Source organism: Amycolatopsis vastitatis, assembly GCF_002234595.1.
GTDB lineage: Bacteria > Actinomycetota > Actinomycetes > Mycobacteriales > Pseudonocardiaceae > Amycolatopsis > Amycolatopsis vastitatis.
The window spans coordinates 124,705-144,368 of the sequence record NZ_NMUL01000004.1 but is presented as its reverse complement, the minus strand read 5'-3'; the positions used below and the strand labels follow the sequence as shown (position 1 = coordinate 144,368).

The window sequence follows — 19,664 nt, the reverse complement described above, 5'->3', positions numbered from 1 at the left end:
AGCCTATCCGGTGAGCTCAGGCGGCCCGCATGTGCTGCGCGTAGGTGGTGTCGGGCGCGAAGATCTTCTCGAGCCGCTTCACGTACCCGCGGCGCCCGGCCTCGCCGATCCGTTCCTGCAGCGCGGTGGCACCGGGAATGAACCGCCGCACGGTCTCGGCGGCGAAGTTGACCCCCGCGACGGCGACGATCGCGGCCTGCGCGACCGGATCGTTCGGCAGCCCGAGGAAGTCGGCATTGGTCTTCCCGAGCACGAGCCGGCTGATCGACGAGTGCACGGCGACGGACACGTGCGAGAGCACCTTCCCGACCGCCCCGCGCCCCTCACCGACGGCGGCGTTGGCCTCGATCAGCGCCTTGGCGAGCCGCTTCGAGTCGTCGTCCGGGATGAACTCCGTCGCCGCGAGCAGCCACAGCAGCCGCCAGGCGTCCTCTTCGCCGGTGGGCAGCAGCTCGTCGTCGACGCCCATCAGCCAGCCGATGTAGCGCCAGAGGTGGAGGATGTCGCCCCGTTCGCGGGCGGAGTAGCGCAGGCCGAGCAGCTGCGTGCCGAAGACGTAGACGAGCGAGAAGAGCAGGAGCGTGCCGACGGTCTGCACCTGGTTGACGGGCCGGTCCCAGGCCGCGTAGTCCCAGTCGTCCCGCCGGTTCATCGCGGCGCGCACGTGGGCGTGCACGAGCCGGATCCGGAGCGCGGAGGCGTACCCCTTCCCCCCGTGCTTGAGCGCACCGGGCGTGGTGACGTCGATCCACCAGGCGGCGGTCTCGACGAGCCGCCGGATGGCCTTGTGCTCGATCTCCCCGGTCCCGACCAGCGCTTTCGTGGCGCGGGAAGCGAGGTAGCCGCCCATCAGCGACATGTCGCCGAGCGGGAAGAGCCCCAGCAGGCCGGCCCGGGTGATGGCCCGCGCACCCCGCTCGAGCCGCTCGTCATCAACCCAGTACGGCTTGGTGTTCACCTGATCGAAGAAGTCCTTGAGCGGCCCGGGCGCGTCGACGCCGTGCTGCAGAGCGTCTTCGAAGAGCCGGCGCCCGTGCCCCTTCGGCTGCTGCGCCATCCAGGCGACGACGTCGTCCGCGAGCCGGTCCTGGACCTGCGCGAACTCCCGCAGCCGCGCGACCTGCCGCTCGTCACCCCGGATGTCACCTTCGACGAACAGCCGCTGGGCCAGCCGGAACCCGCCTTGCCGGAACAGCTCGGGCTCGTCCACGGGCAGCTCACCTCCGCCAGTCGACAACAAGTGTTGTCACTTGACGCGCGCGAGTCAAGGAGGGAGGGTCCTGGACAAGGGGATCACGCTGCCGTGTATGCTGGCGACGCACTGCGGATGTAGTTCAATGGTAGAACATCAGCTTCCCAAGCTGAATACGCGGGTTCGATTCCCGTCATCCGCTCTCAGAGCAAAGCCCCAGGTCACACGGTGTCTACTGTGGACCTGGGGCTTTCGCGTATCAGGACCAGAAACTGTCGTCGGCGGCTTCGTCGCTCGAAACGTCCGTCAGTTCCGCCGCTTTGCCGTCGCGCATGCGGAAGACCAGGGCGTGGCGGGTGTCCAGCCGTTTGCCGTCGCGGGTGCCCGTCGAGTGGTACACGGTGACGACTTCGTCGTCGTTCGCGTAGACCTCCTCCAGCTCCACCTTCAGGGTTCCGCCGCTTCGCTCGGCCAGCTGCCCGTACATGGCCAGGATCGCGTCGCGGCCCTTGTGGTCGCCGGAGAACTCGTTGTGGCCGGGCATGTGCTGCACGGCGTCCGGTGCGAGGAGCTCCGACAGCGTGGCGACATCGCCGGTGGCGAATGCCTCGTAGCCCCGGCGGATGAGAGTGGCGTTCTGGTGTTCGGCCATGGGTGGCCTCCTCGGGGGTAGGACGTCCGTCCATCGAACGCGCCCGCCCGGACCACGGTCAAGGCCGCCCGCGACCTCGGTTTTTCAGTTGACCGGTAAGGAAAACACCCACAGTGCCAACGTCTACTCCGGACCCAACCGGGCGCGCAGGCGAGCCGCGTGGGCGGGGGGCAAGCCGGTTTCCTCCGCGCGGGCCAGCGCCTCTGCGGCGGACCCGGAACCCAAGCGGTGCAACAACTCCGCCCGCGACGCGTGCCACCACGGGTACTCCGTCAACCCCGGCAACGCGTCCACCAGCGCCAATGCCGCGGCAGGGCCGTCCCGTTCCGCCACCGCCGCCGCGCGGTTCAGCCTGACCACCGGGGTGTCCTGGACCGACAACAGCACGTCGTACCAGGAAATCACCGCGTCCCAGTTCGTCTCCTCGTACGACGGCGCCAGGTCGTGACATGCCGCGATCGCCGCCTGGACCACGTACGCGTTCGGGACCGACGGCGTCCGGCGCAGACCGCGGCCGACCAGCTCGACGCCTTCCTTGATCAGCGACGGGTCCCACAGCGAACGGTCCTGCGAAGAAAGCAGCACCGGCGAGCCGTCCGGAAGAAAGCGCGCGGGACGGCGAGCGTCCTGCAGCAACACCAAAGCCAGCAACCCCAGCGCCGTCGACTCGTCCGGCATCAGCGAAGCCAGCAAACGCGCCAGGCGGACGCCCTCCGCGACCAGCGAAACACTGCCCGTGTAACCCTCGTTGAAGATCAAGTACACCGTCGACGCGACACCGGCCAAGCGAGCAGGCAGTTCCTCCGCCGAAGGCACCCGGTACGGGATCCTCGCCTGAGCGATCTTCTGCTTCGCGCGCGTCAGCCGCTTCGCCATCGTCGCTTCGGGCACCAGCAGGCCGCGGGCGACCTCCGCGGTCGACAAACCGCCCAACGTCCGAAGCGCCAAAGCCACCTGCGCGTCCAGCGACAACGCCGGGTGGCAGCACGTGAAGACCAGCCGCAGCAGGTCGTCGCGGACCGAGACCGGGTCCGGGCACGGGTCGAAGGCGGGCACCGCGTCCGCCTCCTTCCCGAGGCGCTTCGCTTCGCGGCGGACCACGTCGACCGCGCGGCGGCGGGCCGCGACCAGCAGCCAGCCGCGCGGATTGCCCGGGACGCCGTCGCGCGGCCACGTCTCCAGTGCGCGCACGACGGCGTCCTGCACCGCGTCCTCGGCCAGGTCGACGCTGCCGGTGACGCGGACCAGCGTGGCCAGTACCCGGGTGCCCTCTTCCCGGACCAGCCGCGCGACCGCGTCCCCGGCGCCGGTCACTGGCCGAAGTCGACGACCGGCCGGACCTCGATGGCGCCGTCCCAGGCACCGGGGATCCGCGCCGCCACCTTGACGGCCTCGTCGAGGTCGGCGCACTCGAGCAGGTAGAAGCCGGTCAGGGCTTCCTTCGTCTCCGCGTACGGGCCGTCGCTGGTGACGATGTCGCCGCCCTTGCCGCCGGTGACGCGGACCGTCGTCGCGGTCGCCGTCGGGTAGAGGGCCGCGCCGCCGCGGATCACGGCTCGGGCGCCGGCGCCGAACTCGTCGTAGTCCTTCATCATGTCCACGGCCTCGGGCGCCGTCGGGTCGACGTCGGAGGCGTAGATGATCGCGGCGTACTGGGGCATGAGGTGCTCCTCACAGGTCCTGACCGGCGCCGATCGCCAGCCTTCACTGTAAGGACGAACGGCGCTGACGTCTCCGGGACAACCGCGCCCGACTTTCTCAGCCCTCGACGAGCTCCCAGTCGGACTCGGGCGTGGCGCGGTCGTACACCTGGCCCGGCGCGGCCTTCAGCACGCCGCGCACGTCCGGGTACAGGTTCGCGACGTGCTCCAGCTCCAGCCCCTCGACCTCGAAGTCCTCGGCTTCGGGGACCTCGAAGCCGACGAACAGCCAGGTGCCGTCCTGCTCGCGGACGACCTGCCGGACCGCGCGCACCGGCTGCTGCGGGCCGGCCGGGATCTCGGTGAGCCCGCTGCTGATCTGCGCTTCGTCGTCCGGCGAGCCCTCGTACTTCCAGGCCGCGCGGCGCTGGGCGAGCAGCCGGAGGTCCTCGTCCTCGTCGTCGGAGCCGGTCACCGAGGAGAGCAGCCACGTGCGGCGCTCGGGGTCCCAATCGGCGGCCATGCCCGTCGGCAGGCCCGCCAGCGCGCCCAGCTGCGGCAGCAGCTCGACGGCTTCGCGCAACGACATCTTGCCGAAGCTCTCGCGGTTGACCAGCACGTCGTCGGACAGCTCGGTGCCGTCGCTGATGAACCAGTCGTCCTCGTCGTCCAGCACGACGAAGCCCAGCGCGTCGGGGTCGTTCACCAGCGCCAGCGCGATGATGACCGGCCCTTCCGGGTCCTGGCGCAGCGGCCATTCGGTCGACATGCGCCATATCCCACCATCGGCGCGGCGCGCTCCGGGAGCCGGGGTCACCCGATCGGTTAATTCACCATCTGTTGATCTCTGCCTCCGGCGGGATCATCATGACCCCATGGTGCTCTCCAAGCGAGTCGCCCGCTTCAACCGCGTGGCGACCAACCAGGTCCTCAAGCACGTCGCCGGCTGGGCGCCCGGGTTCGCCATGGTCGTCCACAAAGGACGGAAATCCGGGCGCGAGTTCCGCACGCCGGTCAACGTCTTCCGCACGAAGGACGGCTTCGTCGTCGCGCTGACCTACGGGCCCGACGCCGACTGGGTGAAGAACGTGCTGGCCGCCGGCGGCTGCACCCTGGTCACCCGGCGGGAGAATATCCACGTGCGCGACGCGCAGCTCGTGCACGATGATTCACGCCGGGCCATGCCGGTCCCGATCCGGCCGGTCCTCGGCTTGCTGGACGTCAACGACTTTCTGCTGGTGAAACGGGAGTAGAGATGCTCGAGGGGGAACTCGTCCGGCTGCGCGCGCTCGAACCGGAGGACGCCGACAAGATCTACGACTGGGTGCACGACCCCGAGGTGGGCCGCTGGATGGTCAACGACCACCCGCGCTCGCGCGCGCAGATCCGCAAGCGCTGCGAGGAGCGGCCGGTCAACAAGTACGAGCTGGTCCTGCTCGGCATCGAGACGAAGGCCGACGGCAAGCTGATCGGCATCGTCGACCTGCGCGACGCCGAGCCCGAGGTCGGCAACGCCGAGCTCGACATCTACATCGGCGACGCCGGCTACCGCAACGGAGGCGGCTACGGCACCGACGCGCTGCGCGTGATGTGCCGCTACGGCTTCGACCGCATGCGGCTCCACATGATCACGCTCTGGGTGGTCGCCGAGAACGAGCGCGCCCGGCACGTCTACCGCAAGGTCGGCTTTTCGGAGGACGGCCGTCACCGCGAGGCGTTCGTCGGCGAAGGCGGCCGCCGCCACGACATGATCTTGATGAGCATGCTCCAGGGCGAACTCAAGTGAGCAGCCGCTGCGGCGCCTTCAGCCGCCACGCCTCTTCGAGCAGCTCGCGCAGCTGATCGACGTCGACACGCTCGAGGTCCACGATGATCGAGCCGTGGCCGTCGTAGTGCGGTGTCGTGAAGAAGGCCGCGTCGCCGGAGTCCAGCAACGCGGCCTTCTCGTCGAGCCCGCACATCACCACCAGGCCGCCTTCGGCCTCGGTGCGCAGCCGCGCGAAACCCTTGCCCGCGACCTTCAGCGCGGGCGTGCGGTACCACGTCGCCGCCTCGACCTCGGGGAGTCCCGAGGCCAGGCGCACGACGTCTTCCCAGGTCGTCATGGGTCCATTGTCGACCCGGGTGTCTTGGAGAAACCGGAACTACGGCAGCCGGGTGATCCGGTCCGCCGCCGGCGGGGCCAGGTTCGGGTGGGCGCCCAGGTAGGCGACCAGCGCGTCCAGGTCCACCGGCCCGCCGGACAGGTTCGTGCCCTTCGTGAACTCGGTGAAGCCGTCCCCGCCGGCGGCGAGGAAGTTGTTCACCGACACGCGGAACGTCGCCGCCGGGTCGACCGGCGTGCCGTTCACCGTGATGTCCGAAACGCGCGAGCCGATCGGCGCGCCCGCCGAGTACGAGTAGTGCAGCGAGCTCGAGATCTGCAGGATCTTCGTGCCGGCCGCGGTCCACTGCTGTTCCAGCACGTTCTTCAGGTTCGCGCCGGTCAGCGTGATCGTCTGCATGATGTTCGAGAACGGCTGGACGGTGAACGCCTCGCCGTAGGTCACCACGCCGTCACCCTCGCCGTTCGACGACGACTTGTACGTCAGGTCGGCGCGGATGCCGCCCGGGTTGGTGATCGCGACGACCGCGCTGTTCGACTGCGTACCCGCCAGCTGCGCGTCGGCGATGACGTCGCCGAGCGGCGACTCACCAGCCGCGTTGCCCGCCGCCGGCAGGTCCGCGGTGATGGTGCCGACCTGCTTGTTCGCGATCGGCGCCGACTTGGTCTTCGCGTCGGCGACCAGCGCCGCCACGGCCGGGTCCGGCGTGACCGTGCGGGTGACGATCTCGTTGAACGCCTTGGTCTGCGACCGCACGACATCCCGCGTCTTCAGGCTGATCTTCAGGTCCACCACCGACAGCAGGCGGCCGAACGACGAGCCCTGGATGACCGGCCGCGGCTGGCCGGCCGGGTCGTTGATCACGCAGTTGTACTGCTGGTGGCTGTGCCCGGTGAAGAACGCGTCGACCTTCGGCGTCACCGCGGCCGCGATCGCGGCGGCCGGGCCGGGGCGCAGCTTGCAGTCGTTCGGGCCCTCGACCTCGGTGCCGTCGCCCTGGTGCATGAGCACGATCTGGGCCTTGACGCCGAAGTAGTCGAGCAGGTTCGCCGTGCGGTTGATCGCCTCGACCTCGTCGCCGAACTTCAGGCCCTTGATCGCCTCCGGCGTGACGACGGACGGCAGGTCCTTCAGCGTGGCCCCGATGACGCCGACCGGCACGCCGCCCTCGAACTTGACGGTGAACGGCAACAGCGCGGGCAGGCCGTTGGTGAAGTACACATTGGACCCGAGGAACGGGAACTTCGCCCCGTCGAAGGTCTTCTGGAACTGGCAGCCGTCGGTGGGGTGGCAGCCGCCGAACTGCATGCGCTGCAGTTCCTTGTAGCCCTCGTCGAACTCGTGGTTCCCGACGACGGACGCGCTCACGCCCAGCATGTTCAGGAAGTCGATGGTCGGCTCGTCGTGGAACAGCGCCGAGGTCAGCGGTGACGCGCCGATGTTGTCACCGGCGGACACGACGAACGAGTTCTTCACCTGGGAACGCAGCTGCTTCACGTGCGTGGCCAGGTAGGCGGCACCGCCGGCGTCCACAGTGGTCCCGTCCGACTGCACCACACGGCCGCCGGAGCCGGACGGCGGCTCCAGGTTGCCGTGCAGGTCGTTGAACCCGATGATCCGGACGTCGGTGGTGGGGTCCGGGCGCTGGCCCGCGGACGCGGGTGCGGTGGTCACCGCGGTCGTCGCCAGCGCGGCCGCGGCGAGCACCACGAGCCGGGTTGAAAGCCTCATGCGTGTTTCCTCCGATTCGCGCCCAAGTTCCCCAACGGGCGCACGGCGGAGGATTCTGCCTCGCGAAGCTGTCACCTACCAGGGTCAAAAGACGGACGTAAAGCGAATGTCACCTAACGGCTTCCGTCGAGCAGGACCTTTGCGACGAGTTCAGGGTCGTCGTTCATCGGCACGTGCCCGCAGCCCGGCAGCAGCCGGAACGACCCGTCCGGCGCGACTTTCCGCAGCTCGGCGAGACGCGGCCGGGCGAGGATCCGGTCGCGCTCGGCCCACGCGACGGTCACCGGGACCCCGGTGACCGGGCCGGTGAAGCGGAAGTCGCCACGGGACTGCGCGGCGCTGGGCTCGAACCCCGGCGCGGTGGCGAGCGCGCGGGCGTCCTCGACGACGACGTCGGGTGTCAGCAGCTCGGGCCGCCCGACGATCATCCCGACCAGCGCCTTGCGTCCGGCCGCCGTCGCGGCGATGCGGCGCACGACGTGCGGCGGCGTGCGCTGAGCGAGGGATCGGTGGGCCTTGAGCGTCGCGATCGCGTAGAGCTTCTGCCTCCGGGTCCACAGCCCGGCGGGCGACAACGCCGTGACACTGCGGACCAGCCCGGCCTGCCCGAGGGCCAGCGACAGCAGGCCGCCGAGCGAGTTGCCGGCGACGTGCGGCCTGCCGAGCCCGAGGTCGGTGAACAGCTCCTTGAACATCACCAGCGCGGGCTCGATGCCGTACCCGCCGGACGGCTCGGGCGACTCGCCGAAGCCGGGCAGGTCGACGGCGATGACGTCACGATGGGGCGTGAGCAGCGGAAACACCGGCGCCCAAGCCTGGCGGCGATGGCCGATGCCGTGGATCAGCACCAGCGGCTCGCCCCGGCCCGCGCGGTCATAGACAACGTCGTCCATGATCCGAGCGTAAGGCCCGGACAGCGGAAAGGCTACAACCGCCGGTAACAGTTACTCTGCGTCCGGCTTGATCCGGGTCCCGGTGTCGGCCGACCGCTGGACGGCGTCGAGGACCCGGTGCACGCCCAGGGCGTGCGCGAAGTCCGGCAGATCGCCCTTGAGCTGCCGCGCGTAGGCGTGGGCGACGTTGTACGACGGCTCGGCGCTGCGCCCGGCCAGCTGCGGCAGCTCGTACCGGGCGGGCACGGTGAGCTTCTCGAGCGTGCCGGTCCGGCTGCCGCGCAACGTCAGCTTCGCGATCCAGAACAGCGGGTCCGCGGCCTCGACGACCAGCGTGCCCTCGGTGCCGTTGATCTCCCAGTGGAAGTTCGTGGCCGGCGACGTCCCGCCACGCAGGTGCAGCGACGTGACCGCCCCGCCGGTCAGCACGCCGGTGACGGCGATCTGGTCCGGCGCGGTCATGGCGACGGACTCGCCGGTGACCTCGTCGCGCACCCGAGGCCGGACGGTCGCCATCGTCGCCGACAGCTCGGCGAAGCCGCCGAGCACCATGGCCAGCGCGTCGACGGTGTGCGCGAACGGGATGGTCAGCATCGTCGCCCCGCCCTCGGGGTGCAGCTGGTAGTCGCGCCCGGCCCGCACCGAGGGACCCCAGTTCGCGCCCGACGCGATCAACGACGTCGAAAGCACGCGGCCGACGTAGCCGTCCTTGATGAGGTCACGCAGGTAGCGCAACGCCGGCGCGGACCGCCCCTGCAGCCCCACCGCGGTCTGCCGTCCCTTCGCGGCTTCGGCCAGCGCCTCGGTTTCGGCCAGGCTCACGCCCAGCGGCCACTCGCTCAGGACCTGCTTGCCCGCGGCCAGCGCCGGCTCGATGAGCGCGCGGTGCTCGGGCACCTTCACGGCGATCACGACCAGGTCGACCTCCGGGTGCCGGGCGAGCTCGCCGGCATCGCCGAAGGTCAGCGGCACGCCGTACTTCTCCCCGGCCACCCGCGCCGACTCGGCGCTGCTCCCGCTCAGCGCGCGGAGCTCGTAGCCCTCCACCGCGGCCAGCGCGGGCACGTGCGCGGTCGCGGCCCAGCCGCCGTTCGCGCTGAGCCCGACGATGCCGACCCGGACCGGTGCCATGAGCGTTCCTTTCGTTGCCTGCACAAGACTCCGACGTGCAGAGCGTCGTAGGCATTCCCCGGTCGGCGCAAGCAGCATCCGGTTATCGCGGCATGACTTCGATCACCGCCGTGGCGCCGATCGGCTCCGCGCGGGTCAGCCGAGTGGCCGATGGGGCTCCGCGCCGTCCGGCTCTTCGACCGAAGCGGCACCCGGCTCAAGATCCATACCGTCGGTGGCATGACGAATGCCCAGGTCACCGCCCTGCAGGACGGGTTCACCGGGTTCCTCGCCCTGTGGGTCGTCGTGCTCGTGCCGCAGCTGATCACCCAGTTCGCCCGGTATGGCGGCCTCCGTGCGCGCGGCATCCTCACCACCGCCGCGGTGCTGCTCTACGGCTGCATGACCCTGGCGGTCGTCCTCCTGCCGCTGCCCGGCCCCGGCACGCGCCGGCCGGCCCAGACCGTGCAGCTGCACCCCTTCCAGTGGATCACCGACATCCACACCGAGCTGCTCAAACACGGCGAGCCGCTCTCGCGGTGGTTCATGACGCAGACGTTCCAGCAGGCGTGCCTGAACGTCCTGCTGTTCGTCCCGCTCGGGGTGTTCGCGCGGATCCTCTGGCGCCGCGGCCTGACCGGCACTGTCCTGATCGGCTTCGCGACGTCGCTGCTCATCGAAATCACGCAGGTCACCGCGAACTTCGGCACCGCGCCGTACGTCTACCGCATCTTCGACGTCGACGACCTCGTGAACAACACGCTCGGTGCCGTCACCGGCTGGGTGTTCGGTGCGCTCCTGCTGACCCTGGTCCGCGGGAAGCGTTCAACGGTCGACGTGCAGCCGGCCCGGCGCGAGCGGGTCGACCTCGCCCAGCCGCGCTAGCCGCGCCTTCCGCCGCAGGGCCGCCCGCCGGGCGGCCCGCCGGTCTTCGAGGACGACGACGAGGGCGGCGACGGCCAGCACCAGCGCGACCAGGCCGAGGACGAGCGGAAGCTGCACGAAATCCTCCTCGGTACGGCGCTGTGCGGGAGATCACACAGGTTACGCAGGTCCGTGCCGGGTTCGCTACCCCCGGCGACGAGCCAGGCTTCGCACACTGGACGGGTGAGCACCCGACCCACCAAGGACCAGCTGGCCGCGGCGCACAACGCCACCATCCCGGACGTCATCGCGCCCGGCCTCGACGTCCTGTTCTGCGGCATCAACCCCGGTCTCTACTCCGGCGCGCTCGGTCAGCACTTCGCGCGGCCGGGCAACCGCTTCTGGCCCGCGCTCCACGCCGGCGGGTTCACGCCGCGGCGGTACGCGCCCGGCGAGCAGGAGAAGCTGCTCGATCTCAAGCTCGGCGTCACGAACGTCGTCGCGAGGACCACGGCCCGCGCCGACGAGCTCACCGGCGACGAACTGCGCGAAGGCGGGAAGCTGCTGGTCGCGAAGGTGCTGGAGTACCGGCCGCGGTGGCTGGCCGTCGTCGGGATCACGGCGTACCGCACCGCGTTCGGCTTCCCGAAGGCACGTGTCGGCCCTCAAGATCACCGGATCGGGGACACCCGCGTGTGGGTGCTGCCGAACCCGAGCGGGCTCAACGCGCACTGGACGCCGGCCGGCCTGGGGGAGGAGTTCCGGCGGCTGCGGACCGCATCCGAAGACTGTCGAAATCGTTGAACGGCAGTGAGCCACCCTCAGTAGCGCCGGCTGCCCCATCGGGACCCGCACCATCCGGCCGAACCGCCCAATCAAGATCGACTTCTACCGAAAGTTTGCTGTGACCGGCGGTTTGGGCCATGAGGGGGATTTGGCGTCATGAGCTGCGCAATCGCGACTCGTACCAACCAGGAGGAGTCACTTTTGGCCGGTCCCGGCAGGGGGACCGGGTGGTGCCGGAGACGTCCGGCTCCCCAGAAGCGACGGCGCAGAGACGGAGGCCCGCGATGCACGGCATCGAGCCCACCCGCAGGACCGCGGGGCCGGCCGGACCCGGCGGGCGCAGTCTCGGCGTCGCGGTCGTCGACCCGGTCCCGATCTTCCGCGACGGCCTCGCGGCGCTCGTCCACCGCAGCCAGGGACTCCACTGGGCGGGGCAGGCCGCCAGCCACCACGCCGCGCTGCAGCTGTGCGAGCAGGTCAAGCCGGACGTCGTCGTGCTCGACTCGGCGCTCGACCCCAACTGCCACCTGACCAAGCTGCTCAACGCCGGCGACCCCGCGCTGATCATCGTCACGCTGATCCGTGACGCGAATCGCACCCAGCAGTACCTGGCGGCCGCGATCGCCGCGGGCGCGCACGCGATCGTGCCGCGGTCGATCGACTCACGGCGGCTCGCCGAAGCGATCCGGCGTGCCCACACCGAACGCCGGTACATCGACCCGGCACTGGCCGCGCTGACCGCCCGGCCGAAGCGCGCCGCCGCTCCCAAAGGCGAGGCCGCCCACGACAGCCCTCCGGCGCCGCGCGGCGGGATGCCGCTGTCCAGGCGGGAGTACCAGGTGCTCCAGCTCGTCGCCGAGGGCCTCGAGAACTCGGCGATCGCGAAACTGCTCTTCCTGTCCGTCGAGACGGTCCGGACCCACGTGAAGAGCATCCTGCGCAAGCTTTCCGCACGCGACCGGACACACGCCGTGACGATCGCGTTCCGCGCCGGGATCCTGGTCGCCAGGGCCGAGGACGGGCACGTTCCGGTGACGGCCGACACAACGGCGATCCCCGGGCACCGCTGACCCCGTTCCCCAGGAAAAAGGCACATTTTCGCGTATTTTCGATACTCGGAAGTGCGGATCTGCTTGCTCTGGTTACCCGCAGGTAATATCCTGAAGTTACCGGCGAGTAAGGCGAACATGTGCCCGGCCGGGGAGCCGAACACATTGGAGTGACGACATGGGCCACTACAAGAGCAACGTCCGAGACCTGGAGTTCAACCTCTTCGAGGTACTCGGCGTGCAGGAGCGCCTGGGCAAGGGTGTGCTCGCCGAATCCGACGAGGAGACCGCCCGCGGCGTGCTGTCCGAGCTGAACAAGCTCGCGACCGGCCCGCTCGCCGAGTCCTTCGCCGACGCCGACCGCAACCCCCCGGTCTACGACCCGAAGACCTTCAGCGTCACCATCCCCGAGTCCTTCAAGAAGAGCTACCAGCAGCTCGTCGACGGCGAGTGGTGGCGGCTCGGCCTCACCAACGACCTCGGCGGCTTCGGCCTGCCCCCGACCGTGCAGTGGGCCGCCTCCGAGCTGATCCTCGGCGCCAACGCCCCGCTGTTCATGTACATGGCGGGCCCGAACTTCGCGATGATCGTCGACAAGAACGGCACCGAAGAGCAGAAGCACTGGGCCCGGATCATGATCGACAAGGGCTGGGGCGCCACCATGGTGCTCACCGAGCCGGACGCCGGTTCGGACGTCGGTGCCGGCCGCACGAAGGCGACCCAGCAGGAGGACGGCTCCTGGCACATCGACGGCGTGAAGCGGTTCATCACGTCGGGCGAAAACGACATGGTCGAAAACATCATGCACCTGGTGCTGGCCCGCCCCGAGGGCCCGGGCATCGAGACCAAGCCGGGCACCAAGGGGCTGTCGCTGTTCCTCGTCCCGAAGTTCCACTTCGACAGCGAGACCGGTGAGCTGGGCGAGCGCAACGGCGCCTTCGTCACCAACATCGAGCACAAGATGGGCATCAAGGCCTCGACGACGTGCGAGCTGACCTTCGGCCAGCACGGCACCCCGGCCAAGGGCTGGCTGCTCGGCGAGGTGCACGACGGCATCGCGCAGATGTTCCAGGTCATCGAGTACGCCCGGATGATGGTCGGCACGAAGGCCATCGCGACGCTGTCGACGGGTTACCTCAACGCGCTCGAGTACGCCAAGGAGCGCGTCCAGGGCGCCGACCTGCCGAACATGCTGAACAAGGCCGCGCCGCGCGTCACCATCACGCACCACCCGGACGTCCGCCGCTCGCTGATGCTCCAGAAGGCGTACTCCGAGGGTCTCCGCGCGGTCTACCTGTACACGGCGTCGTTCCAGGACCAGCTGTGGACCGGTGAAGGCGACCTGAAGCTCGCGCACGGCGTCAACGACCTGCTGCTCCCGATCGTCAAGGGCGTCGGCTCCGAGCGCGCCACCGAGCAGCTCGTGCAGTCGCTGCAGACCCTGGGTGGTTCCGGCTTCCTGCAGGACTACCCGATCGAGCAGTACATCCGCGACGCGAAGATCGACTCGCTGTACGAGGGCACCACGGCGATCCAGTCGCTGGACTTCTTCTTCCGGAAGATCGTCCGCGACAAGGGCCAGTCGCTGGCCTTCATCGCCGGTGAGATCACCAAGTTCATCGAGTCCGAGGCGGGCAACGGCCGCCTCAAGAACGAGCGCGGACTGCTCAAGCAGGCCCTCGAGGACACGCAGGGCATGCTCGGCTCGCTGATCGGCTACCTCACCGCGTCGCAGGAGGACGCGCAGAGCATCAACAAGGTCGGCCAGCACACGGTCCGGCTGCTGATGTCGGTCGGCGACCTGCTCATCGGCTGGCAGCTGCTCAAGCACGCCGAAGTCGCCCTCACGAAGCTCGACGCGGGCGCGTCCACCAAGGACGTCCCGTTCTACGAGGGCAAGGTCGCCGTGGCCTCGTTCTTCGCGAAGCAGGTGCTGCCGGAGCTGACCGCCCGCCGCGCCATCGTGGAGGCCGCCGACAACGCGCTCATGGAGATCGACGAAGCCGCGTTCTGATCCAACGCGTTCCGCCGAAGGGCCCCTTCTCGACCGGGAAGGGGCTCTTCCGCGTTTCGGGGTCGGAAAGCCGGGGAATTCCGTCTGCGAGTTCGCGGGACCGAGTGGCCGGACCCGCGATCACCGAGAGGAGAAAGTGATGACTGTCGCCGGCATCATCAGCGCCATCATCGTAGGGCTGATCATCGGTGTTCTGGGCCGGCTGCTGGCTCCCGGCAAGCAGAACATCCCGATCTGGCTGACCATCGTGATCGGTATCATCGCCGCCTTCATCGGTACGGCCATCGCGCGTGGTCTCGGGTACGCCAACACGGCGGGCATCGACTGGCTGGAGATCCTCACCCAGGTCGTGCTGGCCGCCATCGGTGTCAGCATCGCCGCGGGCGCCTACGGTCGTCGTGGGGTAACCAGGTAACGCTTTCGGATCCCGGCCCGGCCGGTCCGCCTTCGGGCGGGCCGGCCGGGCTCTTTTCGTGGCTACCGCCTAGTCGACGCACGCGCGAGCGCGACGGCGAATCCGGCGCCGACCAGCAGCAACGCGGCGGCCCACGTCATCGTCGTGGTGACGGCGTGCGCGGAGGAGCCGCCGGCCAGCGTCAGGAACAGGCTGCCGAACGTCGCCACCCCCACGACCTGTCCCAGCTGCAACGTCGTCGTGAGCAGCCCGCTGGCGTCCGCCGCGCTCGCGAGCGGGACGTGCGTCAGCGCGTGGGCCATCAGTGACCCGAACGCCAGGCCCATGGACAGGCCGAAGAGCAGGAGCGCGGCGAAGAACAGGGCGCCGCCGTTGCCGCCGTCTCGCAGGCTCAGGCCCAGCAGCGCGTACGCGACGGCCGAACCGACGTAGCCGCACGGCGTCAGCGCCGCGTGGACGCGTTCTGGCAGCTTGTGCCAGAAGAACCCGCACAATCCGAAGAGGACACCGCCGGGCGCCATCGTCAGCCCGGCCGCCGGCGCCGTCTCCCCGAGTCCCGTCTGCAGGTGCAACGCCACGCAGAACAGGAACCCGCCGTAGGACGCCACACCGGTGGCCAGCGCGGCCAGTCCCGGTGCGACACCCCGGATCTTGAGAACGCCGAGGTTGACCAGGGGGTCGCGCACCCGGCGTTCCACGACCACGAACAGCACCGCCAGCAGCGCACCCGCGGCGAGCGAGCCGAACGTCCACATCGGCCAGCCGGTTTCGTGCCCGAGGACGAGTGGCAGCACGAGGAACACCACCGCGGGCACGGCGATCGCGAGCCCGGCGAGGTCGAGCCGGCGCCCGGCTCTTGCCGCCCCGCCGGGAACCAGACGCAGGGCGAGCGCGGCCACGAGCACCCCGATCGGCACGTTCACCAGGAAGATCGGCCGCCAGCCCGCCCCGAACAGGTCCGCGCCGACGAGCACCCCGCCGAGCACCTGACCGGACACGAACGCGACGGAGATGACCGCGGTGTACGCGCTCAGCGCCTTGGCCCGCGCGGGCCCGGTGAAGTGCGCCTGGATGACGCTGATGACCTGGGGCATCATCAGCGCGGCGCCCGCGCCTTGGGCGATCCGCGCGACGATGAGCGTCGTCGGGTCCGGTGCGAATCCGCACAGCAGCGAACAGGCCGTGAAGGCGAGGGCGCCGGTGACGAACAGGCGTCGCCGCCCGTACAGCTCGCCGAGCCGGGCGCCGGTGATCAGCAACATCGCGTAGCCCACGGTGTAGCCGGAAACGACGAGCTGCAGCGCGGCGCCGGACGCGTGCAGGTCGGTGCGGATGTCGGTCATGGCGACGTTCACGACGGTGACGTCCAGCAGCGCCATGAACTGGCCGAGCAGCAGGACGGCCAGCATGAACCACGGCCGCCGGTCCGGCCGGGCGGACCGGTCCGGGGTGGCCGGGGCAGGGGTGGTCAGTGTCATGCCTCTGACCTTGGGGTTCTTCGGTGGTCCGCGGAGAGAGCCTGGGGATGCTGGTACTGACAGCACCTGGTTCCCGGAAATTGTCGTACCCCTCGGGCACCATGTCGGCATGACGTCAACGCAGGTCCACACGAGCCGCCGGGAGGAACTCGGCCAGTTCCTCAAGGCGTGCCGGGCGCGGATCGGCCCCGAGGAGGTCGGGCTGCCGCCCGGCGTACGCCGTCGCACGAGCGGGTTGCGGCGGGAGGAGGTCGCGCTGCTCGCCGGCGTCGGCGTCACCTGGTACACGTGGCTGGAGCAGGGGCGGCCGATCAACGCGAGCGCCCAGGTGCTCGACGCGGTGGCGCGCACGCTGCGGATGGACCACCCGGAGCGGGAGCACCTCTACCGGCTGGCCGAGCTGACGCCGTCGCGCCTGCCGTCGTCGGTCGAGGTGGTGCCGGACACGGTGCGCGAGGTGCTGCGCGCGCTCGATCCGCTGCCGGCCACGGTGGTCAACGGCCGGTTCGACATCCTCGAGTCGAACGCGGCGCAGGTCGACCTGTTCTGGGAGTGGCACAGCCTGCCGTGCCTGCACAAGAACCTGCTGTGGTGCTGCGTGACCGAGCCGAAGGCGCGGCGGATGCTGCTGAACTACGACGAGGAGGTCCCGCACATGGTCGCGCGGATGCGCGCCGAGTACGGCAGGCACGTCGGCGACCCGGCGTGGGAAGAGGACATCCGGCGCCTGTCGGCGTTGTGCCCGGAGTTCGCCGAGCTGTGGGCGCGGCACGAGGTGGCGGAGCCGCAGCTGCGGGTGCGGGAGTTCCAGCATCCCCGGGTGGGCCGGATGAACTTCCGGCTGACCGAGCTGGCGGTGTCGGAGGTGCCGGGCCTGCGGATCCAGGTGTCCACTCCGGACGACGCGTCGACGTGGGCGTTGCTGCCCGGGACCCGGCGGCCCTCATGACGTCACTGGATCTGAGCGATCAGGGACTGACGTCGGTGCCTCCGGTGCCATCCGAGGTCACTCGGCTCGACCTGTACAAGAACTCGATCTCGGTAGTACCTGGGTCGCTGTGGTCGCTGACCGGGCTGCGCGTGCTCAACCTGGCGGCGAACCGGATTTCCACGCTGCCGCCGGGCATCTCGGCGCTGACGTTTCTGCACACCCTCGACCTGGCGCACAACCGGTTCGACTCGTTGCCGGACGAGCTGGGCGACCTGGCCGGGCTCACCGAGTACCTGTACATCAGCGACAACCGGCTGACGAAGTTCCCGGAGGCCTGGTGCCGTCTGGGAAAACTGCGCTACCTGGGCTGCACGGACAACCGGCTGGCTTCGCTTCCCGCGGATCTCTCGGGGTTCGCGGCGCTGCGCGAGCTCCGGCTCTACCGCAACGAGCTGACGGCGTTGCCCGAGTCGATCGGCGCTCTGGGTGCGTTGCGGGAGCTGCACCTGCGCGGCAACCAGCTCACTTCGCTGCCGTCGTCGATCGGCATGCTGAGTGAGCTGCGGCAGCTCGACCTGCGGGAGAACCAGCTGACGACGCTGCCCGCATCGCTGGCTCAGTTGTCCAAATTGGACAAACTGGATCTGCGGTGGAACAAGCAGCTCCGGGAACCGCCGTGGCTGCGCGGCTTCGAGGAGGCGGGGTGCATGGTCCTTCGCTGACAACTCAACAGAGAACGGTCGGACGCGGGCCGTAGGTCGCCGTGTGCGACGCCCGCCGGACCTCGGCGCCGCTCGCGATGTCGTAGAGCACGCGCGTGTCGGTGACGCTGAAGCCGGCCGAGCCGATCGACGGCTGACAGGCCGCGGATCCGCCGGAGCCGAACTGGATCGGCGGTGGGTCGCCGGGTGTCTGCGCGCCGGTCTGGCCCTCGACGCGGTAGTGCCGGGTGCCCCAGATCCGGACCGTCACGGAGTCGCCGGACACGGTGGCCTGGATGGCGATGCCGGTCGGCGCGTCGTTGGTCAGCTTGAGCTCGACCGGGCTGCCGTCGGCGTTGACGGCCTTAGCGTCGCGGCCGACGGGGTAGCGGTCGAGGTAGTGGTCGTGCTCCAGGTGGCCGCCGTCGGCCAGGCCGGCGAGGTAACCGGCGTTGTACAAAGTGGACGCCAGCTGGGAGACGCCACCGCCGACCACGTCCGGGCCGGTGCCGTCCTCGTCGACGGGAGCGGGCACGTAGCCGTTGCCGGCGGTGCGCGGGCCGGACCGGCCGCCGAGGCTGAAGGTCTCGCCGGGCTTGACGATCGTGCCGGACACGCGCGCGGCGAGCGTGCGGTTATTCGTCTCGGCCGGGCCGGTCAGGCCACCGGTGGTGAACTCGCCGATGACCTCCTTGATGCCGAGCGCGCCGGCGGCTTCGGTGGTCACGCCGGGTTTCGACGCGCTGTAGACGACCGGGAGATCGCGTCCGTCGGTCTTCTTGAGCACGTCGATCAGCGGCCGGAAGGTCTTCTCCCAGTCGACTTTCCTGGCGTCTTCGGACGGGTCGATCGTCGGCTGGTCGCCGGTGAAGACGATCTGCGCGTCCTTGCCGTCGGTCTCGGTGGTCGCGAGCTCGTCCTTGAGGGCGGCCTGCAGCTTGCCCTGGTCGATGCGGACCTCGACGGCCCCGCCCTCGACCGGCGCGAACTGGAAGGAGGAAGCGATCGCGACGGGCTTCAGCGGGACGTCCTTGCCCTGGCCGTGCACGACGACGGGCTTCGCGACCGCGGGCACGACGATCTGCTGGTAGGCCGCCTGCACGCCGGCCGCGGTCGCCCGCACCGGCGTGATCGCCATGGCCAGCTTGACCCCGCCGGGGTCCAGCCAGTGGTCGGTGACGGTGTGCACGGCGGCGGCGAGGTCGGTGAGCTGCTGGCCCTGCCGCGGCAGGATCGGGTAGGGCGTGACGCCGCCGTCGCTGCCCGGGGTCGGCGCGAACCCGACCGAGCCTTCGGTGGCCGGGTGGTCGAGCTTGCCCTTGGCCACCTCGCGCAGGGTCTGGCTGACCTGGTTCGGGTCGGTGCGCGTCGCGACACCGACCTCGCGGCTGGTGAAGAACGACATGATCCGCGTGATGGGGCTGAGCGGCTGGTGCCCGGCGAGCCCGAGGGTGTTGGGCCAGTCGAGCCCGAGCCCGGACTGCGACGGCACGATTTCGGCCTGGACGTCCCCGCCGCGAATGACGACGGGCCGGATCAGCCGCGGCTCGAGCTCCTTGCGCAGCTTGGCTTCGGCGTCGGCGTGGGTCAGCCCCCCAACCTCGATCCCGGCGACGGTGACCCCGCGCGGCACATCACCGGCGCTGACGATCAGGTCGATGGCGTAGAGGATGACGAACAGCCCGAGCGCGAGCCCGACGGACATCATGGTCCGGGCGACACCCCTGCGCAGCTTCCGAGCCGCAGTCTCCGGAGCAGGCGGCGGCACGGGAGTTTCGAGGAGTTCGCCGAGCAGATCATCGGCGAACAGATCGGCGGTCGCCCCAGCCGAATCCGCGGCGGCGGGCTTGGCCGCGAGCGGCGCTTCCGGCGAAACCTCGGGTTCCGCCGCAGGCCAGATCGGCGGCAGCCCAGCTCCGTCCACCGGCAGCTCGGGTTCGGTCTCAGCAGCGCGCACCGGCTCGGCCGCAGGCAGCTCAGGCTCGGTCTCGGCGGCGCGCACCGGCTCGGCCACCGGCAACTCAGGCTCGGTCTCGGCGGCGCGCACCGACTCGACCACCGGCAACTCAGGCCCGGCCTCGACACCGTCGCCCGACTCCGCCA

Annotated in this window: 21 protein-coding genes and 1 tRNA gene; 10 read left to right on the top strand and 12 right to left on the bottom strand. The window is 70.1% G+C overall.

The genetic code is table 11. The annotated features are described in order from the left end of the window. Nucleotides 1-16 precede the first annotated feature (16 nt). Nucleotides 17-1,210, bottom strand: a complete 1,194-nt coding sequence (locus CF165_RS03460; RefSeq protein WP_093945940.1) for an oxygenase MpaB family protein — start codon at nt 1,208-1,210, stop codon at nt 17-19. A 113-nt stretch (nt 1,211-1,323) separates the two neighbouring features. On the opposite strand from CF165_RS03460, the gene CF165_RS03455 reads away from it, so the two are divergent. Further along, a tRNA-Gly gene (locus tag CF165_RS03455) sits at nt 1,324-1,394 on the top strand. A 57-nt stretch (nt 1,395-1,451) separates the two neighbouring features. On the opposite strand, the gene CF165_RS03450 is transcribed toward CF165_RS03455, so the two are convergent. The 4 genes from CF165_RS03450 to CF165_RS03435 form a co-directional block, all read right to left on the bottom strand. Next, nucleotides 1,452-1,844, bottom strand: coding sequence for a nuclear transport factor 2 family protein (locus tag CF165_RS03450; RefSeq protein ID WP_093945939.1), 393 nt, complete (start codon nt 1,842-1,844; stop codon nt 1,452-1,454). A gap of 123 nt (nt 1,845-1,967) precedes the next feature. After that, complete coding sequence (locus tag CF165_RS03445) at nt 1,968-3,158, bottom strand: RNA polymerase sigma factor (RefSeq protein ID WP_093945938.1); 1,191 nt, start codon at nt 3,156-3,158, stop codon at nt 1,968-1,970. After that, nucleotides 3,155-3,505, bottom strand: a complete 351-nt coding sequence (locus CF165_RS03440; protein ID WP_093945937.1) for a YciI family protein — start codon at nt 3,503-3,505, stop codon at nt 3,155-3,157. The genes CF165_RS03445 and CF165_RS03440 overlap by 4 nt, the downstream gene beginning before the upstream one ends. 97 nt (nt 3,506-3,602) lie before the next feature. Then, on the bottom strand, nt 3,603-4,253 hold the full coding sequence (locus CF165_RS03435) for a hypothetical protein (protein WP_093945936.1): 651 nt from the start codon (nt 4,251-4,253) through the stop codon (nt 3,603-3,605). Between the two features lie 106 nt (nt 4,254-4,359). Between CF165_RS03435 and CF165_RS03430 the strand changes: the two genes are divergently transcribed. Beyond that, nucleotides 4,360-4,737 (top strand): nitroreductase family deazaflavin-dependent oxidoreductase, encoded by a 378-nt coding sequence (locus tag CF165_RS03430; protein WP_093945935.1) that lies wholly within the window; start codon nt 4,360-4,362, stop codon nt 4,735-4,737. A gap of 2 nt (nt 4,738-4,739) precedes the next feature. Continuing rightward, a complete protein-coding gene (locus tag CF165_RS03425; protein ID WP_093945934.1) occupies nt 4,740-5,270 on the top strand; it encodes a GNAT family N-acetyltransferase in 531 nt (176 codons plus the stop codon). Here CF165_RS03425 and CF165_RS03420 read toward each other — a convergent pair. The 4 genes from CF165_RS03420 to CF165_RS03405 form a co-directional block, all read right to left on the bottom strand. Then, nucleotides 5,263-5,589 (bottom strand): MmcQ/YjbR family DNA-binding protein, encoded by a 327-nt coding sequence (locus tag CF165_RS03420; protein WP_093945933.1) that lies wholly within the window; start codon nt 5,587-5,589, stop codon nt 5,263-5,265. The genes CF165_RS03425 and CF165_RS03420 overlap by 8 nt on opposite strands. Before the next feature lie 39 nt (nt 5,590-5,628). After that, entirely contained in the window at nt 5,629-7,320 is a 1,692-nt protein-coding gene (locus CF165_RS03415) for a bifunctional metallophosphatase/5'-nucleotidase (RefSeq protein ID WP_093945932.1), read from the bottom strand. A 113-nt stretch (nt 7,321-7,433) separates the two neighbouring features. After that, on the bottom strand, nt 7,434-8,213 hold the full coding sequence (locus CF165_RS03410) for an alpha/beta fold hydrolase (RefSeq protein WP_093945931.1): 780 nt from the start codon (nt 8,211-8,213) through the stop codon (nt 7,434-7,436). Between the two features lie 51 nt (nt 8,214-8,264). After that, nucleotides 8,265-9,344, bottom strand: coding sequence for a Gfo/Idh/MocA family protein (locus CF165_RS03405; protein WP_093945930.1), 1,080 nt, complete (start codon nt 9,342-9,344; stop codon nt 8,265-8,267). 219 nt (nt 9,345-9,563) lie between these two features. Here CF165_RS03405 and CF165_RS03400 point away from each other — a divergent pair, with 219 nt between their 5' ends. Further along, nucleotides 9,564-10,208: a VanZ family protein gene (locus tag CF165_RS03400; protein WP_093945958.1), complete on the top strand. Its 645-nt coding sequence runs from the start codon at nt 9,564-9,566 to the stop codon at nt 10,206-10,208. Here CF165_RS03400 and CF165_RS51695 read toward each other — a convergent pair. Beyond that, the gene (locus tag CF165_RS51695; protein ID WP_167441336.1) at nt 10,149-10,325 is read right to left on the bottom strand and encodes a hypothetical protein; all 177 of its coding nucleotides are present in this window, start codon (nt 10,323-10,325) and stop codon (nt 10,149-10,151) included. The two genes, CF165_RS03400 and CF165_RS51695, sit on opposite strands and share 60 nt — an antisense overlap. Nucleotides 10,326-10,430: 105 nt before the next feature. Here CF165_RS51695 and mug point away from each other — a divergent pair, with 105 nt between their 5' ends. From mug to CF165_RS03380, 4 genes are all read left to right on the top strand, one after another. Further along, nucleotides 10,431-10,991: a G/U mismatch-specific DNA glycosylase gene (gene mug, locus CF165_RS03395; protein ID WP_093945929.1), complete on the top strand. Its 561-nt coding sequence runs from the start codon at nt 10,431-10,433 to the stop codon at nt 10,989-10,991. Between the two features lie 266 nt (nt 10,992-11,257). Next, a complete protein-coding gene (locus CF165_RS03390; protein WP_093945928.1) occupies nt 11,258-12,043 on the top strand; it encodes a response regulator transcription factor in 786 nt (261 codons plus the stop codon). Nucleotides 12,044-12,200: 157 nt separating this feature from the next. Further along, a complete protein-coding gene (locus CF165_RS03385; RefSeq protein WP_093945927.1) occupies nt 12,201-14,036 on the top strand; it encodes an acyl-CoA dehydrogenase in 1,836 nt (611 codons plus the stop codon). 139 nt (nt 14,037-14,175) lie between these two features. Continuing rightward, nucleotides 14,176-14,451 carry a GlsB/YeaQ/YmgE family stress response membrane protein gene (locus tag CF165_RS03380; protein ID WP_093945926.1) on the top strand — a complete coding sequence of 92 codons (276 nt, stop codon included), beginning with the start codon at nt 14,176-14,178 and terminating at the stop codon, nt 14,449-14,451. Between the two features lie 62 nt (nt 14,452-14,513). Here CF165_RS03380 and CF165_RS03375 read toward each other — a convergent pair whose 3' ends face one another. After that, complete coding sequence (locus CF165_RS03375) at nt 14,514-15,929, bottom strand: MFS transporter (protein WP_093945925.1); 1,416 nt, start codon at nt 15,927-15,929, stop codon at nt 14,514-14,516. A gap of 109 nt (nt 15,930-16,038) precedes the next feature. Here CF165_RS03375 and CF165_RS03370 point away from each other — a divergent pair, with 109 nt between their 5' ends. Beyond that, nucleotides 16,039-16,878 carry a helix-turn-helix transcriptional regulator gene (locus CF165_RS03370; RefSeq protein ID WP_093945924.1) on the top strand — a complete coding sequence of 280 codons (840 nt, stop codon included), beginning with the start codon at nt 16,039-16,041 and terminating at the stop codon, nt 16,876-16,878. Continuing rightward, on the top strand, nt 16,875-17,582 hold the full coding sequence (locus tag CF165_RS03365) for a leucine-rich repeat domain-containing protein (protein WP_093945957.1): 708 nt from the start codon (nt 16,875-16,877) through the stop codon (nt 17,580-17,582). Before CF165_RS03370 ends, CF165_RS03365 begins: the two co-directional genes overlap by 4 nt. A gap of 4 nt (nt 17,583-17,586) precedes the next feature. Here the strand turns inward: CF165_RS03365 and CF165_RS03360 are convergent, their stop codons facing one another. Beyond that, entirely contained in the window at nt 17,587-19,491 is a 1,905-nt protein-coding gene (locus CF165_RS03360; protein ID WP_439098489.1) for a VanW family protein, read from the bottom strand. Between the last annotated feature and the right edge of the window lie 173 nt (nt 19,492-19,664).